Raw genomic sequence first — 16,424 nt, 5'->3', positions numbered from 1 at the left:
AGTCACCATGAAAATCGAATTGCCTGAACCGCTCGCCCGTTACCTGGCGGCCGAAAAGATGACTGACACCGAGGTGTTGGAGCGCTGCTTCGCCAAAGATGCCACCGTGCGTGATGAAGGCCAGACGTACAAGGGGGTGGAGGCCATCAAGTCCTGGAAGCAAGCCTCGCAGGCCAAGTATCAATACAGCATCGAACCATTGAGCAGCTCGCAGGAGGGACAGACCGTGACCCTGCTCGCCCGGCTTACGGGGAACTTCCCTGGCAGCCCTGTCGAGCTCATTTACACCGTTGTACTCGTCGACGACAAGATCGCATCCCTGGAGATTCGCTGATGAGCATCGCACTGGAACTCGAAGACCTCCGGGCGCTGGTCACCGGCGGAACCAAAGGCATTGGAGAAGCCGTCGTCTCCCGACTTCGCGAGGCTGGCGCAAAAGTCCTGACAACTGCGCGCTCGCGTCCCGAGCACCTGCCCGGGGACCTCTTCGTCGCGGCGGACATCACCACCACCGAGGGTTGTGCCAGCGTCTTCGATGCCGTCCATGATCGTCTCGGCGGTCTCGATATCATCGTTCATGTTGCTGGCGGCTCATCGGCTCCAGCCGGTGGCTATGCGGTGCTCGACGACCAGGAATGGCAACGGGCTCTGGACTTGAACCTGTTCTCGGTAGTTCGTCTCGACCGAGCGCTGTTGCCCATGCTGCTTAAGCAAGGCTCTGGTGTCATCATCCACGTCACCTCTATCCAGCGCCAGCTACCGCTACCTGAGTCCACGCTTGCGTATGCCGCCGCCAAGGCCGCGCTCTCGAACTACAGCAAGGGCCTTTCCAAAGAGGTCAGCCCCAAGGGCGTGCGCGTGGTCAGGGTTTCACCGGGATGGGTGGAGACGGAGGCAGCAGTCGCCTTTGTAGAGGAGATTGCGAGGCAGAACGGCACCGATTATGAGGGTGGCCGCCAAGTCGTAATGGGTTCACTGGGAGGCATCCCGATCGGACGCCCCGCTAAACCAGGAGAAGTAGCCGACCTCATCGCATTCCTTGTCTCGCCGCTTGCAAGCTCCATTACGGGTACTGAATACGTCATCGATGGTGGAACGGTTCCCACAGTGTGATGCCTTCCTTTGGTTAGCATGAAAACTAACAAAAAACCGATGTACGACCGCGCTCACTGGGTGATGAGCCATCGTACATCGGCGGTTAACACTCGTCGGGGATCATTCCACAGCGTGACGACCCGCAGCCATCTGACGGGCTACCTTTGCCACACGGGCACCGAGGTGTTCGGCGGTCAGCAGGTCAGCTTTCGGTGGACCGAATTCAGCACTGACATCCGCATCGGACTGGGCTGCTGCACCGAGCCAGAAACTGTGGCGGTTCAGCATGTCTTCCGTGGTTTTGGTGCTGTTGTGACCCGGTGGAAGCCCCAGGTTGATCCAGTGCATGCCGTGCTGCGCAGCGAAGATCGACAGTTGCTGCAAGGTTGCCAGTTTGTCACCGGAACGGGAGGCTGCATTGGTAAAACCTGCCGCAATCTTGTTGCCCCATACGCCACCCTTGGCGAAGACAGTCCGAGAGGTCGCGTCCATGAAGCCTTTGAACTGGGCGGAAGCACTACCCATATAGGTTGGAGCGCCGAAGATGATTGCATCAACACCTTCCAGGGTTTCCCAGTATTGGTCGATATCTTCGACACTGATCAGCAAGGCTTCGGTACCGGCAACACTGCTGGCGCCTTTGGCAACGGCCTCAGCCTGTTTGGCGGTGTGACCATAGCCACTGTGGTAAACGACGGCAACGCGGGTAATGTCAGTCATGGCGCAATCCTCGGGAGTGATCAGTAGGTCCGCCCATGATTGGTTGCGGATTGAGCGTGATCATCTGCCGATATCATTCGAATGACGCACGAGGTTTCTGGCCTACTCGTTCGAAGATTTAGAACATGCTGCCAATTGAAGACCTAACGCTGTTGGAAGCCATCCGCGAAACCTGTCGCGGGCAATAGAATCAAACCCTGCGTTCAATAGATTGCGCAGCAGCGACAGGCAAAAATCGGCCCAGAGTGTGTAAAAACGCCTCCGCGAACCCTTGCTATGATTTCTGAGGATTTCATCGCAGGGATCGCCCATGAAGCGCTTCATCAAAGGTGAACATCGAGGCCAAGGCACCTTACTTCCCGAGAGCCTCGACGACTACGTCAGCGATACCAACCCGGTGCGCGTAGTGGACGTGTTTGTCGATGAACTCGACCTGGTCAATCTGCGCTTTGAAGGTGCCATCCCAGCCGAAACTGGCCTGCCTGCTTACCATCCTTCGGTCTTGTTGAAGATCTACATCTACGGTTACCTCGACCGCATCCAGTCGAGCCGACGTTTGGAACGAGAAGCCCAACGTAACGTCGAGCTGATGTGGTTGACCGGGCGGTTGATGCCTGATTTCAAAACCATCGCCAACTTCCGAAAAGACAACAGCAAGGCCATCCGAGGCGTCTGTCGCCAGTTCGTCGTGCTGTGTCAGCAGTTGGGACTGTTCGGAGAACATCTGGTCGCCATCGATGGCAGTAAATTCAAAGCCGTCAACAACCGCGACCGCAATTTCACCAGCGCCAAACTGAAGCGGCGAATGGAAGAAATTGAATCGAGCATCAGCCGTTACCTGGCGGCACTCGATACTGCCGATCGGCAAGAACCAACAGCTTCCGAGCCTAGCGCCGTGCGATTGGAAGAGAAAATCGCCAAGCTCAAAACTCAAATGAAGGAGCTCCGGGCGATCGAAGTCCAGCTCATTGAATCGCCGGATAAACAGGTCTCACTGACCGATCCAGACGCCCGTTCCATGATGACGCGCGGCACCGGAATCGTCGGCTACAACGTGCAAACAGCGGTCGATACCCAGCACCATTTGATCGTTGCACATGAGGTGACCAACGTCGGTTCCGACCGTGATCAACTCAGCTCGATGGCCAAGCAAGCCCGCGAGGCGATGGCGGCAGATACGTTGTCGGTAGTGGCTGACCGAGGTTACTTCAAAAGCGAACAGATCCTCGCTTGTCACGAAGCAGGTATCACCGCCTATGTGCCCAAGCCGATGACCTCTGGAGCCAAGGCCGACGGGCGTTTTCAATAACGATGCCTTCATCTATGACGCGGCAAAAAATGAATACATTTGCCCAGCTGGAGAGGCGCTGATCTGGCACTACTCCTACGCTGAAAAAGGCCTGAAGCTGCACCGTTACTGGAGTTCGAAATGCCAGGGTTGCGCGTTGAAATCGCAGTGCACGCCGAGCACGGAACGACGAATTCGGCGCTGGGAGCATGAAACCTTATTGGAGGAAATGCAGCTTCGGCTGAGCAAAGCCCCGGAGATGATGCGAATCCGAAAACGGACGGTTGAGCATCCCTTCGGGACGCTCAAACAATGGATGGGTACGACGCACTTCCTGACCCGAAAACTGGCCGGGGTGAGTGCGGAGATGAGTTTGAATGTGCTCGCCTACAACCTAAAACGGGTCATGAAAATCATCGGTGCTCACGGTTTGATGACGGTACTGTCAGCCTAAAAAGACTGATTTTGGCCCATCCCAGAAGCTGTAAAAACGGCGTTGACGTGTTCCAAGTCGCGACTGATGCGATCTGCGGCATTGACTACGCAATCGCTCAGTCAACGAACGTCGATGATCGAAAGCGATGAGGTCATGAGTGTTTTTACACATTCTGGGCCAGAAGCGGCCCTTGGTTGCGGCCATATGAAGCACATCGATAAAGCTGCACAAAGCTTTGCTGCAATGGTCTCGCTGACTTGCAGTCATTTGCTACCTACGGCGATCCCTTTCATGCAGGGATTCGGAATGTTCGACACCCATTAATTAACACCGAGTGATGGCACTTGAACATCACAACAAAAACGGATCCAATAGCAAGGCTCTGACACAAGAAATTATCTACCCTAACTCATACTAAGGATTTTATATGCAAACTCCATTTAGGGAATTAATCCGGAGTCAAAAGCTAAAGGGGCCTACGGATCGAAATTTCGACCTAAAAAAATGGGAGAAAGCTTGGCTAAGTGTAGAAAACGATAATGAAAGGCATATATACAATGCCGGAATAAAGAAGGACTACACTCAAGCCCTTGGCGGCGCTCAGCATCGACGGTGAACTAATCACGTCGGACCACAATTTCAAGCGGCACCTCACCACTGGCGGCTTATGAAGCTCATACTCTCCCGCAAAGGTTTCGATTCCTCCGCTGGCGGAGTCCCTAGCCCGCTACTAGAGGGGCGACCATTCTCGCTCCCCATCCCCACACGTATGCCGACGCCCATCACCTTCGGCGACCTGATCGAACCGATTCCGACACTAATCGAACAGCTCACCCGAGGCCGATATACGAGAGCAACTCCTTGCCACCTCGATCCAGACCTTGATCCCAGCGTGCGCCCTCGCGCACCTGGATGGCGCGGCGCGCTCGGTCAGCTTGCCGCAGCTCAGAGTCATCTCGCCGGGCAAGATGTCGGCGTCGGCGATTTGTACCTCTTCTGGGGTCTGTTCCGGCCGGTGACGCAAATCCAAGACCGCTGGTCATACGAGGGGCAACGCGAACATCGCGTATTTGGGTGGCTGCAAGTCGGAGAGGTCCTCTCTCTGGGGGTCAATGGAACGCACGCGGCTGAGCGCTACCCTTGGCTCGAAGAACACCCGCACACTAGGGCCGGCTGGAAGGAAAACAACACGCTTTACATTGCTGCCGAGCATCTGATGCTGGACGGCCGCAAAGCGCATCGCCCGGGCTTTGGCCTGTTCAAGAAAGGCTTTCGACTGACTAAGAGTCATGCGCCGCGTCCATCCATTTGGTCGGTACCTGACTGGTTGAACTTAGCTCGCGGCGGAGTCGGCCTGACCTATCATCCATCGCAGCGCTGGTCGTCGTCCGGGACTCTGGAGGCCGCCGCACGGGGTCAGGAATTCGTCGCAGATATCACAAATCGTGCCGATGCACTCGCTTGGCTCGATCAGCTCTTTGCGCAGGATGCATGACGATGCGAGTCCACACGTATGTGATCGCCACGGACGCGGGCTCCGCGCCAAACTACGATCCGCCCGCCGTTACGCTGGCTATCTGTAAGCCGCGCATCCGCAAGAAGGCGAAGGTCGGAGAACTCGTGCTCGCATTTGCAGGTGCGGAAGTGAATCCCACCTCCCGCCACAGCGTTGTCTGGGCTGGCATCGTCTCTGATGTACTGACCTTCACCGAATACTGGAGCGACCGCCGTTTTGCCTCAAAGAAACCCGACCGTACTGACGTACCGGACAATTTCTATAAGCCTACCGGTAACGGCGGCTTCGCCTGGCAATCCAATCCCGTTCACGGGCCTGAGGCCCAAGTTCGCGACACCGGCGGGCTGAACGTCCTCGTGTTCGATCATGCTTGGCGCTTCGGTGCCTTCGGCCCCCTTTTACCAGAGGACTTTGGTCTGCGCATGATCAACATCCGGCGCGGGGAGAGGGTTGCCGATCTCACCGACTCCGTGTGGCAGCGCCTCGAAACCTGGCTGAATGCCCAGTCACAAATCTCCATTGAGGTTGCCAGTAACCGCAAGTCGAGTCGCGGTTACACGGCCTGCGCGCTACCGGTTGCACCGCTGCCAGCCCTCCCAACACGACGGCGATGCTGACAGGCGGCAGCATCTACAGGGAGCGCTCTTTTTCGCTAAAGGGCAGTAATCAACCCAAAGCAGACATTGAAGAAGAGCGCCAAATGACCGATGCATCCAGGCACAAAGTCGAGCAATCTGCACAACAGGTTGTCAGCACAGCCGTTTCTGATAATAGAACCGGGTATGTCCCGGCGGATAATCTGCCAGGCGTCCAAATTCGGAGTAACCCAGTTTTTGATAAAACCCCGGTGCCTGAAAGCTGAAGGTTTCCAGCCAAATACCGATGCAGTGCTTTTGCTTCGCGACTTCTTCGGCCATGTGCATTAGCCGTTCTCCGATACCCTGGCCACGCATCGACTCGGGAACGCTGACAAGATCGATGAGCAGCCATCGATAAGATACCTTGCCATACAGTCCACCAATGACTTCATTGCTATCGGGGTCTCGTAGCAACAGGGCAAATGTCTCGTGGGCATCGTCCCCACCTTTGGCCAGGTTATGGGCCAGCAGCGGGTTCAAAATCCCGAACCGCTCTGCTTCAGTCACAATTTCCGAAAGCTGGATCTCTAAAGGCATGGCGCTCTCCCTGAGCGATGAGTAGTCGGGTCAACAAGGTAGCCCATTTCTGTCAGCGGGAGACTGACCTGGAAGTCAGTCGCCCGTTTTTGTCAAAGCGGTGCGCGGCCAATCGAGGCCCCGCCGTCGACGAACAGTGTTTGCCCGGTGATAAAGCTGGCCTCCTCCGATAACAGGAAGGCAATACTCGCGGCCAGTTCGTCCGGTTTGCCCAGTCGGTTCATGGGCACCATCGCCAGAAAACGCTTTTCTGCCTCGCTACCGGCGGCGGTGTTCTCACGGAACATTTCGGTCTCCACGGGACCGGGGGCAATGGCATTGACCGTAATGCCTGTACGTGCGAGCTCCAGGGCCCACGTACGGGTGAAGCTGATCATTGCGCTCTTTGCCGCCGCGTAGGTGCTACGCTCGGCCACCCCGAGTACAACCAGGCTGGACAAATTGACTACGCGTCCCCAGCCCCGGGCACGCATGCCTGGCAGCACCGCCTGTACAGTCTGAACCGCAGGCCGCAAGTTGAGGGTCAAGGCATCTTCAAGATCATCCAGATCTATCTCGCCCAGCTTGCCAAGGCGAATGAAGCCCACATTGTTGACCACGCCATCGAATGTGTAGCGCTGGATCAGTTCGGCCAAGACTTTATCAGTGGCGTGCCGGTCGCTGAGATCGACCGAAACCAGAGTGCCAGGAAAACCCGGATCATCGGCGCGACGCGCCAGGCCGACCACGTGGTGGCCTGCTGTAGCCAAGCGTTCGCTAAGCGCGCGACCAATGCCTTTGCTGGCGCCGGTAATGAGGAAAGTACGTTTTTGCATGGTGAACCTCTTTTTGGGGTAAGCGAAGTGAGCAGAACAATGGCCAAATGATCTTTGACACATCTGTCATGCTTGTCAGTGTTGACATGTTTGACAGGTGTGTCAAGATCCACTTCACAGCATTTCTAGGGACGATCAGCGTGGTTGGAATACGACAGTTCAATGAAGACCAGACCCTGGACCTGGCCATGGAGGTGTTTTGGCGTCAGGGGTTCGGAGCGACATCGATGCCGCAATTGGCTGAGGCCACGGGGGTGCTGCGCGGGTCGTTGTACAACGCCTATGGCGACAAACAGGCGCTGTTTCTAGAAGTATTTGCCCGATATCAAACGCGGTTTCTGGAGGCCGCACGTCAGGCTTTGGGAGCGCCTGATCTGGCTCAGGCATTGAAGGCTTTTTTTGCTTACACCATTGCCTCAATGACCCAAGGCACCCCGTCAAGAGGCTGTCTGACCACTAAGACGGCGATTGATGAGACGGCCAATTGCGAGCCAATCCGCCAAGCATTACGAGATTTGCTGGATAGTTTGGAAGCTCTGCTCATTGAGCGTTTCGCATCCGCTGAGGCAGAGCAGTCTTTAGCCATGGAAACAACTGCCGCGGCACGGTTGGTGATTACCCTGACCAGGGGCATTGTCGTTATCGAGCGGCTTTATCAGGACGCCCAGCGCTTACAAGATATCGCTGACTCGCTAGTCGATATCCTGGTGTCTCCACGGGTTTAAAGGGGCTTCTGCGAATCGGCCAATAGCAGTCACTCAGGATCGAGCGTGAATGACTTGCGCCGCAGTGATCGAGGTCTTCGCGCCGATCTGATCGTATCGGCATCCCTGGTGACTGCCCCGTTCTGAGACAGTTGTACGGGTTCGATACAACTCCCCAATGTCCGTAACTGTGCGGTTTTCCTGCCGACAAACGCCGGGGCCAATGCCCGCGGTACTTTCCTGTGGCTGGCACATCCGTTGCTCCAGGGTCACGAACAAGACCCACAACAACGAGGCCGCACCCATGGACCCTGTACCGCTGCATCACAAGACCTTCCAATTCCTTTCCAGGCAACCGCGCATGTTGATCGGCGCCGAATGGGTGTTCGCTTCCAGCGGCGCGACCATGGCCGTGCGCAATCCGGCGACTGCCAACCTCTTGTTGGAAGTGCCATCCGCTGACCATGTCGATGTGGACCGTGCCGTACAAGCCGCACGTCGCGCCTTCGATGACTCCGCCTGGAGTCGCATGCGCCCGCGCGAGCGACAAAACCTGCTGTGGCGCCTGGCCGATCTCATCGAACGCGATGCGCAGGTGATCGCCGAGCTCGAATGCCTGAACAATGGCAAGAGCGTGCAGATGGCGCGGCTGGTGGACGTGCAGTTGTCGATCGACTTCCTGCGCTACATGGCTGGCTGGGCGACCAAGATTTCGGGTAGCACCGTGGATCCGTCGCTGCCGCTGATGCCGGATTCCGACTTCCACGCCTTCATCCGTCGTGAGGCCGTCGGTGTAGTTGGCGCCATCGTTGCCTGGAACTTTCCCTTCATGTTGGCGTGCTGGAAACTGGGCCCGGCCCTGGCCACCGGTTGCAGCCTGGTACTCAAGCCTGCCGATGAGACACCGCTCAGTGCGCTAAAGCTGGCCGAACTGGTCCTGGAGGCCGGTTATCCCGCCGGTGTGTTCAACGTGGTCACGGGGACCGGACTCAATGCCGGCGCTGCCCTTACCCGCCACCCCGGCGTGGACAAGCTCACGTTCACCGGCTCTACCGAAGTGGGCAAGCAGATCGGCAAGACGGCCATGGATAACATGACCCGCGTCACCCTGGAACTGGGCGGCAAGTCCCCTACCATCGTCCTCGCCGATGCCGACCTGCAGCAAGCCGCCGCCGGCGCTGCCAACGCCATCTTCTTCAATCAGGGCCAGGTGTGCTGCGCAGGGTCACGCCTGTATGTACAGCGCAAGCATTTCGACCGAGTGGTGGGTGACATTGTCGACGTCGCCAATGGCATGAAGCTGGGCAATGGCCTCGACCCCAGCGTGGACATGGGCCCGCTGATTTCCGCCAAGCAACAGGACCGTGTGCACCACTACATCGAGATGGGTCGCGAGCTGGGTGCCACCGTTGCCTGCGGCGGCGAGAAATCAGGCCCCGGCTACTTCATCAGGCCCACGGTGATCGTGGATGTCGACCAGAAGCATCGCCTGGTCCAGGAGGAAATCTTCGGGCCTGTGCTGGTGGCCATGCCCTTCGACGACATCGATGAGGTCGTGCGGTTGGCCAACGACAACCCCTATGGTCTGGGCGCGAGCATCTGGTCGAACGATCTGGGGGCGGTACATCGCATGATCCCGCGCATCAAGTCGGGCTCGGTGTGGGTCAACTGTCACAGCGCCCTCGACCCGGTACTGCCCTTTGGCGGCCACAAGCTTTCCGGTGTCGGCCGCGAAATGGGTGCGGCGGCCATTGAGCATTACACCGAACTGAAAACCGTCATGATCAAACTTTGATTCTCCCTTTCAGGTCGGGGCCGTCTCACGCGGCCTCTGCCTGCTTTTTATTCCGGGCGACTCGCCCTTCACGGCTTTCGAGGAAACCACCATGCCGAAATATGTCATCGAACGAGAAATCCCGGGCGCCGGAAAACTCTCGGCGCCGGAACTCCGGGCGATTTCGCAAAAATCCTGTGCCGTGCTTGGCTCCCTGGGGCCACAGATTCAATGGCTGCACAGTTACGTGACGGACGACAAGGTCTACTGCCTGTACATCGCATCGAACGAGCAACAGGTTCGCGAACACGCCGCACAGGGCGGTTTCCCGGCCAACCGCGTATCCGAAGTGGTTGAAATCATCGATCCGACCACCGCCGAATAGACCCTCTGCCTGGACAAGGCTGGCTCCCCGTCGGAGCGCAGCCTTGCCCTCAGCGTCAACTGTCCTCCATGCCTTTGAGCTTGCGGTACAGCGTCGCCCGGCCGATGCCCAGGCTGCGGGCCGCCGCCGAGAGATTGCCGCCGTTGGCTTCCACCGCCGCCTTGATGGCGCGCAGCTCGGTGGCGTGCAAGGTCGTCCGCTCCTGAGGTTGCGGTGGGTCAGGCTCCACTTCGGTCTGCACGGCACAGGTTTCCAGGACTTCGTCCGGCAGGTGCTGCAAACCTATTTCCCCTTCATTTTCTGCCAGTGCGGCTGCCAGGCGCAGGGTTTGGTAAAGCTGTCGAATATTGCCTGGCCAGCGGTAGGCCAACAGCGCCTGCAACGCCTGGCTGTTGAGTTGAACCGACCGGTGCGTGGAGGTTTCAGCGCGAAGCAGATGGCCGATCAGTGCCTGAAGGTCGCTGCGTTCACGCAGGGCCGGAAGGGCCACACGCAGGCCATTGATGCGGTAGTACAGATCCTCGCGAAAGCCCCCGTTGTCCGTGAGTTGCTTGAGGTCGCGGTGGGTGGCACAGATCAGCGCGCAATCGACCTTGATCACTTGGCTGCTGCCAAGACGGGTCAGGCTGCGCTCTTGCAGCACACGCAGCAGCCGACCCTGAAGCTCCAGGGGCATGTCGCCTATCTCGTCGAGAAACAGTGTGCCCTTGTGGGCTTCTTCGATCTTCCCGCTGGCACCCCCTTTGCGGCTACCGGTAAAGGCACCTTCAACGTGACCGAACAGTTCAGATTCGATGAGGCTGGCCGGGATGGACGAGCAATTGATCGCGACGAAGGCTTCGCCGGCGCGCTTGCTGCCTTCGTGCAACAGCCGGGCGAAGACCTCCTTGCCTGTGCCGGTTTCACCGTTGACCAGCACCGGGATGTCGTGGGCGAAGGCCTTGCGTGCGCGGCCAAGGGCATCCTGCAAGGCAGGATCTTCCAGACAGGGCCTGGATTGCGGCGCTGGAGGCTGTTCGGCGACGATGGCTGGCAGGAGCTTCGCAGGCTCACGCCGCGCCGGTTTCTGGCCAGGTGTCATGGTGATGCAAGCGTGCAGCTCGCCGCTATGGTGGCTGCGCAAACGCAGCGGTGCGCTGAGGTCGTGACGGCGGTAGCAGGCGGCATGGATGAAGGGCATGTCAAACAGCTCGGAGAAATCCAGGCCGATCTGGATGTCGCCGAGCTTCAACAACTGACCGGCAATGCGGTTGGCGCACCGTAGCTTGCCGGCCGGGTCGAAAGCCAGCAGCCCTTCCATCGGCGTTCCCAGGATGTCCAGGCGGTGGTGCACATGCACCAGCAGCACCTCCCCGAGCTGGGCGAACAGGCGGTTTTCGATGGCACGGGCGGCAAACACCAGGGACTCCAGGGTGTAGATCGAAGGCGCCCCCTGCTTACTGCTTGCATCCAGGACACCGACAATGCTGCCGTTCAGACCGAAGATCGGCGTGGCCAGGCAGGAAAACTGGCGTGCCTCTTCCAGATAGTGTTCCTCGCCGACGAAAAAAACCGAATCGCATTCGGTCAGCACGCAACTGGGTGCGGTCGTACCGACATTCTGCTCGGAAATCTGTGCGCCAACGCGGAAGACCTGGTTCAACTCACGATTCTCTGTGTTGCGTCGGCCCAGGCTGCTGATGACCACGCCTTCCAGATCGAGGCACGCCAGCACCCAGTCCTTGGGCGACAGGGCCGCGTGCAGTTGTTCCATTTCCGGAGTGGCACAGCTCAATAACAGGCGATTGCTTTCGGCGATCTGCGAACTGCTGGCGACGACCGGCGCTTCGAAAAGCAGGTTGTCGCGCTGACATATTCCGTAGTTGCGCGAACGCTGCCACGAGCGTTCGACCACTTCGGAATCGACGAATCGTTTGCGCGAAGGAGGCGTCTCAGAGGGGGTGCTGATTTTGCGCATGGCAGGCATCTCGCGGGTGGGTGTCTCGAACTGGGTCAACCTGACCCCAAGCCACTGTCTCAGTTTGAGCCAGCGATACAGCGGGACAAATCCCGCGCTTGCTTCGACCACTTCCAATGTTATTCATATTATTGATTTATATGAAGTTTTCCACCAAACAGAAAAACTGGCACAGGCCCTGCTCAATGACATCACCAAGCCGGACATCCCCTCCGGCCTGGCGCTAATCATAAACAAAAACAATAAAGGTGATGTCATGAAAATGAGCACAGGGCCGGCTCGCGCCAACCCGGGGCGGTTATCGCGCGAACGTCTTCAAGCGCATCTGTTGCACGCTTCGCTGTTTGGCCTGATGGCCGGTTTTTCCTGCGGCGCCCTGGCCATGGACGTCGATGCCGGCGATTACACCGCGCTTCCCAAAGACACCAACCTGGGCCTGCTTTATTACCAACATGCCGAACGCAATGCGCTCTATGCCGATGGCCACAAGGTGCCGATCCATGCCGGGCTGGATTCGGATATCGGCATCCTGCGTGGCGTGCATTTCATGCAGTTGGGCGATTACATCGTCGATCCACAGTTTCTCCTGCCATTCGGCAACGTGCGGGCCAAGGACGATCTGAAGGACCTGGGCAGCGACAGCGGCATCGGCGACCTGATCCTTGCCGCTACCGTCTGGCTGGTGAATGAACCTGAAAAACGCCGCTACTTCGGCATCACCCCTTTTCTCTTCGTGCCCACCGGCAGCTACGACAAAGACAACGCGATCAACCTGGGCGAGAACCGCTGGAAGTTCACGTTGCAGAGCGGCTACATCACCGGGCTGACCGACAAGGTGACCCTCGATCTGGTAGGCGATGTCACGTTCTTCGGCCACAACAATGACTACGGCAACGCAGGCGTTACTCAAAAGCAGGAACCGCTCTACCAGGGCCAGGCTTTTCTGCGCTACAACTTTACCGAGCGCTTCGATGTACGTGCCGGCGTATCGAAACTCTGGGGTGGCGAAAGCGAAATCGCCGGGCTGGACATGAATGACAAACCCGGCACCAGCAAGTACACCGTGGGCACTTCCTACTTCGTCACGCCGAGCACCCAGCTGATGGCCAATTACGGCCAGGACATGTCCGTGGACAGTGGCTTCAAAGAGGAAAGGCGAATCAATCTACGCCTCCTGCAATTGTTCTAGCTTTCACGCGTTCGCGCGCAGAGCACGCAAAACGATCTACCTACAACAAGCACAATAGGACTCTTGCGTAATGATCAAGACGCAGTCATCACCCCTGAAAATCGCTAGCCTGGCCCTGGCTCTGCTGGCCCCGATGGTCGGCGCCACCCCGGTCGATCAAGCCGCCATCGTCGCCAGCGAGAACGACGGCAGCCAGTGGCTCAGCCACGGTCGAACCTATGCCGAACAGCGCTTCAGCCCCCTCCAGCAGATCACCGAACAGAACGCCGACCAACTGGGCCTGGCCTGGCACCTTGACCTCGATAACCACCGGGGTCTGGAAGCAACGCCGCTCTTCTCGGACGGCGTGCTCTATGCGTCGCTGTCGTGGAGCCGTGCCATTGCCATCGACGTCAAGACCGGCAAACAACTATGGGCCTTCGACCCGCAGATTGATCGCGGCAAAGCCCGCGATGCCTGCTGCGATGCAGTCAACCGCGGTGTGGCACTGTGGAACGGCAAAGTCTACATCGGCACCCTCGACGGTCGTCTCATCGCCCTGGATGCCAAGACCGGTCAACAGGTGTGGAGCCAACAGACAACCGACAACAGCCTGCCCTACACCATTACCGGTGCGCCACGGGTGGTCAAAGGCAAGGTGATCATTGGCAACGGCGGCGCCGAATACGGCGTACGTGGCTACTTTTCTGCCTACGACGCCGAAAGCGGCAAAATGGAATGGCGCTTCTACACCGTGCCGGGCGATCCGAACCAACCCTACGAGCACCCGGAGCTGGCCGAGGCAGCCAAGACCTGGACCGGTGACCAGTACTGGAAACTTGGCGGTGGCGGCACCGTGTGGGACAGCATGGCCTACGATCCGCAACTCGACCTGCTCTACATCGGCACCGGCAACGGTTCACCGTGGAACCGCAATATCCGCAGCCCGCGAGGCGGCGACAACCTCTACCTGTCATCGATTCTGGCCATCCACCCGGACAGCGGCCGCCTGGCTTGGCACTATCAGGTGACCCCGGGGGACAGCTGGGACTTCACCGCCACCCAACAGCTGACCCTGGCGGAGCTGGACATTGCCGGTAAACCGCGCAAAGTCATCATGCAGGCACCCAAGAACGGCTTCTTCTATGTTCTGGATCGCGAAACCGGCCAACTGCTCTCCGCTGAAAAATTCGGCAAAGTGACCTGGGCCGAGAAGATCGACATGAAGACCGGCAAACCCGTGGAAGCACCCGGTGTGCGCTACAAGGACAAACCCATTGTGATGTGGCCGAGCCCGTTCGGCGCACATGGATGGCACTCGATGTCGTTCAACCCGCAGACCGGCCTGGTGTACATCCCCTACCAGGAAATTCCGGGCGTCTACCGCAACGAAGCCAAGGACTTCATCAAACGCAAGGGATTCAACACCGGCGCCGGGTTCTCCGACGCCACTGAAATTCCGCGTGAGGCGGTATCCGGTGCGCTTCTGGCCTGGGACCCGGTGAAGCAAAAAGAAGTCTGGCGCGTGCCCTATTCGAACTACTGGAATGGCGGCACCCTGAGCACCGCGGGCAACCTGGTGTTCCAGGGAACGGCAGACGGTAATTTCATCGCGTACTCGGCGGACAAAGGCAAGAAACTGTGGTCCTTCGCCGCCCAGACCGGCATCGTCGCCGCCCCCATCAGTTACCGTTTCGAAGGTGAGCAGTACGTTGCCGTCATGGCGGGTTGGGGTGGTGTCGCGCCCCTGATCGGCGGTGACGCCGCGAATGCGCCGGGGGTGGGCAACGTCAGTCGCCTGCTGGTCTTCAAACTCGGCGGCAAAGACTCACTGCCACCATTGCCCGAAAAAGCGCAGGTCGTCACCCGCATACCGAAGCCGGTCGAGGCATCCGCCACAGACCTCGCCGCGGGCCAACAGCTGTTCGGCTCCTACTGTTCGGTCTGCCACGGCGTGGGCGCCGTCAGCGGCGGGTTGATTCCCGACCTGCGCAAGTCCGACGAGGCGCGGCGCGGCCTGTTCCAGCAGATCGTCCTGGACGGCGTGTTGAGGCCTTTGGGCATGCCTTCTTTCAAGGACACGCTGGAGCCCGCCGAGGTCGAGAAAATCAAGCAATACGTGATGAGCCGGGAGTACGCGGACTACCTCAAGGCGCAACAGCCGGCCACGGCCAAAGCCACGCCATGACCGCACTTCGGTAACGCGACGGCGGCGGGCTGTTTGACCGGACTCGCCGTCATGTCGAGCAAGGATGCGCAACAGCTTTTTGAGATGACCCATCCAACAACACTGAGGAACTCGACCATGTGGACCAAACCTGCCTACACCGACCTGCGTATCGGCTTTGAGGTCACTATGTATTTCGCCAGCCGCTGACCCGTGAGCGTGGTGCCGTGCGCTGCTCCACTCCACAGGCATGGCATCACTTCAATTTGGCCCCGGTGCGCCGGGGCACTTTTTTTGCGCAGTCGCCCTGACGCGATTGTTGGTCGGATCACATCATGTATATCCAGATTCTAGGTTCCGCCGCCGGCGGTGGTTTCCCCCAGTGGAACTGCAACTGCGTGAACTGCGCCGGTTTTCGCGACGGCAGCCTGCGGGCCCAGGCACGGACCCAGTCGTCCATCGCGATTTCCGATAACGGCGTGAACTGGGTGCTGTGCAACACCTCGCCGGACATCCGTGCGCAACTGCAGAGCTTCGCCCCGATGCAACCGGGCCGCGCCCTGCGCGATACCGGCATCGGCGCGATCATCCTGATGGACAGCCAGATCGACCACACCACCGGCCTGCTCAGCCTGCGCGAAGGTTGCCCGCACCAGGTCTGGTGCACCGACATGGTCCACGAAGACCTGACTACCGGCTTCCCGCTGTTCACCATGCTGACCCACTGGAACGGCGGCCTGAACTGGAACCGCATCGAACTCGATCAGAGTTTCAGCGTCCCGGCCTGCCCGAACCTGCGCTTCACCCCGCTGCCACTGCGCAGCGCCGCGCCGCCCTACTCGCCGCACCGCTTCGACCCGCATCCGGGCGACAACATCGGCCTGATCGTCGAGGACCTGAGCACCGGCGGTAAACTGTTTTACGCACCGGGCCTGGGCAAGGTCGATGCACCGCTGCTGGAAATCATGGCCGGCAGCGATTGCCTGCTGGTGGACGGCACGCTGTGGGACGACGACGAAATGCAGCGCCGTGGCGTCGGCACCCGCACCGGCCGGGAAATGGGTCACCTGGCGCAAAACGGCCCCGGCGGCATGCTCGAGGTGCTCGCGCAATTGCCCGAGCCGCGCAAGGTGCTGATCCACATCAACAACACCAACCCGATTCTCGATGAGGACTCGCCGCAGCGTGCGGAACTGGAGCAGCGCGGTGTGGAAGTGGCGTATG

16 protein-coding genes and 1 pseudogene are annotated in these 16,424 nt (G+C 59.0%); 13 read left to right on the top strand and 4 right to left on the bottom strand.

Annotated elements, in window-relative coordinates:
- The first annotated feature begins 7 nt into the window (after positions 1 to 7).
- On the top strand, positions 8 to 334 hold the full coding sequence (locus GPL81_RS30055) for a nuclear transport factor 2 family protein (RefSeq protein WP_160109699.1): 327 nt from the start codon (positions 8 to 10) through the stop codon (positions 332 to 334).
- Positions 334 to 1,113: an SDR family oxidoreductase gene (locus GPL81_RS30050; RefSeq protein WP_160109697.1), complete on the top strand. Its 780-nt coding sequence runs from the start codon at positions 334 to 336 to the stop codon at positions 1,111 to 1,113. The genes GPL81_RS30055 and GPL81_RS30050 overlap by 1 nt, the downstream gene beginning before the upstream one ends.
- 102 nt (positions 1,114 to 1,215) lie before the next feature.
- Here the strand turns inward: GPL81_RS30050 and GPL81_RS30045 are convergent, their stop codons facing one another.
- On the bottom strand, positions 1,216 to 1,806 hold the full coding sequence (locus tag GPL81_RS30045; protein ID WP_218585675.1) for a flavodoxin family protein: 591 nt from the start codon (positions 1,804 to 1,806) through the stop codon (positions 1,216 to 1,218).
- A gap of 319 nt (positions 1,807 to 2,125) precedes the next feature.
- Between GPL81_RS30045 and GPL81_RS30040 the strand changes: the two are divergent.
- The 4 genes and pseudogenes from GPL81_RS30040 to GPL81_RS30025 all read left to right on the top strand — a co-directional run bounded on the left by GPL81_RS30040 (position 2,126) and on the right by GPL81_RS30025 (position 5,672).
- Positions 2,126 to 3,557 (top strand): annotated as a pseudogene (locus GPL81_RS30040) (IS1182 family transposase).
- 114 nt (positions 3,558 to 3,671) lie between these two features.
- Positions 3,672 to 3,863, top strand: coding sequence for a hypothetical protein (locus tag GPL81_RS30035; RefSeq protein WP_160109694.1), 192 nt, complete (start codon positions 3,672 to 3,674; stop codon positions 3,861 to 3,863).
- 343 nt (positions 3,864 to 4,206) lie between these two features.
- Positions 4,207 to 5,034 (top strand): Nmad3 family putative nucleotide modification protein, encoded by an 828-nt coding sequence (locus GPL81_RS30030; protein WP_160109692.1) that lies wholly within the window; start codon positions 4,207 to 4,209, stop codon positions 5,032 to 5,034.
- A gap of 2 nt (positions 5,035 to 5,036) precedes the next feature.
- Positions 5,037 to 5,672: an Nmad2 family putative nucleotide modification protein gene (locus tag GPL81_RS30025; protein WP_160109690.1), complete on the top strand. Its 636-nt coding sequence runs from the start codon at positions 5,037 to 5,039 to the stop codon at positions 5,670 to 5,672.
- Positions 5,673 to 5,804: 132 nt separating this feature from the next.
- Here GPL81_RS30025 and GPL81_RS30020 read toward each other — a convergent pair whose 3' ends face one another.
- A complete protein-coding gene (locus tag GPL81_RS30020) occupies positions 5,805 to 6,230 on the bottom strand; it encodes a GNAT family N-acetyltransferase (protein ID WP_096512204.1) in 426 nt (141 codons plus the stop codon).
- A gap of 92 nt (positions 6,231 to 6,322) precedes the next feature.
- Complete coding sequence (locus tag GPL81_RS30015) at positions 6,323 to 7,045, bottom strand: SDR family oxidoreductase (protein ID WP_160109688.1); 723 nt, start codon at positions 7,043 to 7,045, stop codon at positions 6,323 to 6,325.
- A gap of 47 nt (positions 7,046 to 7,092) precedes the next feature.
- On the opposite strand from GPL81_RS30015, the gene GPL81_RS30010 reads away from it, so the two are divergent.
- The 3 genes from GPL81_RS30010 (at position 7,093) to GPL81_RS30000 (ending at position 9,908) form a co-directional block, all read left to right on the top strand.
- Complete coding sequence (locus GPL81_RS30010) at positions 7,093 to 7,770, top strand: TetR/AcrR family transcriptional regulator (protein WP_246219007.1); 678 nt, start codon at positions 7,093 to 7,095, stop codon at positions 7,768 to 7,770.
- 283 nt (positions 7,771 to 8,053) lie between these two features.
- Positions 8,054 to 9,544, top strand: a complete 1,491-nt coding sequence (locus GPL81_RS30005; RefSeq protein WP_160109686.1) for an aldehyde dehydrogenase family protein — start codon at positions 8,054 to 8,056, stop codon at positions 9,542 to 9,544.
- Positions 9,545 to 9,635: 91 nt separating this feature from the next.
- Positions 9,636 to 9,908, top strand: a complete 273-nt coding sequence (locus GPL81_RS30000) for a DUF4242 domain-containing protein (protein ID WP_160109684.1) — start codon at positions 9,636 to 9,638, stop codon at positions 9,906 to 9,908.
- 55 nt (positions 9,909 to 9,963) lie between these two features.
- Here GPL81_RS30000 and GPL81_RS29995 read toward each other — a convergent pair whose 3' ends face one another.
- Positions 9,964 to 11,865 carry a sigma-54-dependent Fis family transcriptional regulator gene (locus GPL81_RS29995; RefSeq protein WP_160109683.1) on the bottom strand — a complete coding sequence of 634 codons (1,902 nt, stop codon included), beginning with the start codon at positions 11,863 to 11,865 and terminating at the stop codon, positions 9,964 to 9,966.
- Between the two features lie 256 nt (positions 11,866 to 12,121).
- On the opposite strand from GPL81_RS29995, the gene GPL81_RS29990 reads away from it, so the two are divergent.
- The 4 genes from GPL81_RS29990 to pqqB all read left to right on the top strand — a co-directional run.
- The gene (locus GPL81_RS29990; protein ID WP_160109681.1) at positions 12,122 to 13,054 is read left to right on the top strand and encodes a transporter; all 933 of its coding nucleotides are present in this window, start codon (positions 12,122 to 12,124) and stop codon (positions 13,052 to 13,054) included.
- A gap of 70 nt (positions 13,055 to 13,124) precedes the next feature.
- Positions 13,125 to 15,221, top strand: coding sequence for a PQQ-dependent dehydrogenase, methanol/ethanol family (locus tag GPL81_RS29985; RefSeq protein ID WP_246219006.1), 2,097 nt, complete (start codon positions 13,125 to 13,127; stop codon positions 15,219 to 15,221).
- Between the two features lie 117 nt (positions 15,222 to 15,338).
- Entirely contained in the window at positions 15,339 to 15,410 is a 72-nt protein-coding gene (gene pqqA / locus GPL81_RS29980) for a pyrroloquinoline quinone precursor peptide PqqA (protein WP_008365141.1), read from the top strand.
- 125 nt (positions 15,411 to 15,535) lie between these two features.
- On the top strand, positions 15,536 to 16,424 hold an 889-nt coding region (gene pqqB, locus GPL81_RS29975; protein WP_160109680.1), incomplete at its 3' end, for a pyrroloquinoline quinone biosynthesis protein PqqB.

The sequence above is a fragment of the Pseudomonas izuensis genome, from assembly GCF_009861505.1.
GTDB classification, from domain to species: domain Bacteria; phylum Pseudomonadota; class Gammaproteobacteria; order Pseudomonadales; family Pseudomonadaceae; genus Aquipseudomonas; species Aquipseudomonas izuensis.
Note: the sequence above shows the minus strand (reverse complement) of the source record. Positions and strands in the feature narration are given on the sequence as shown.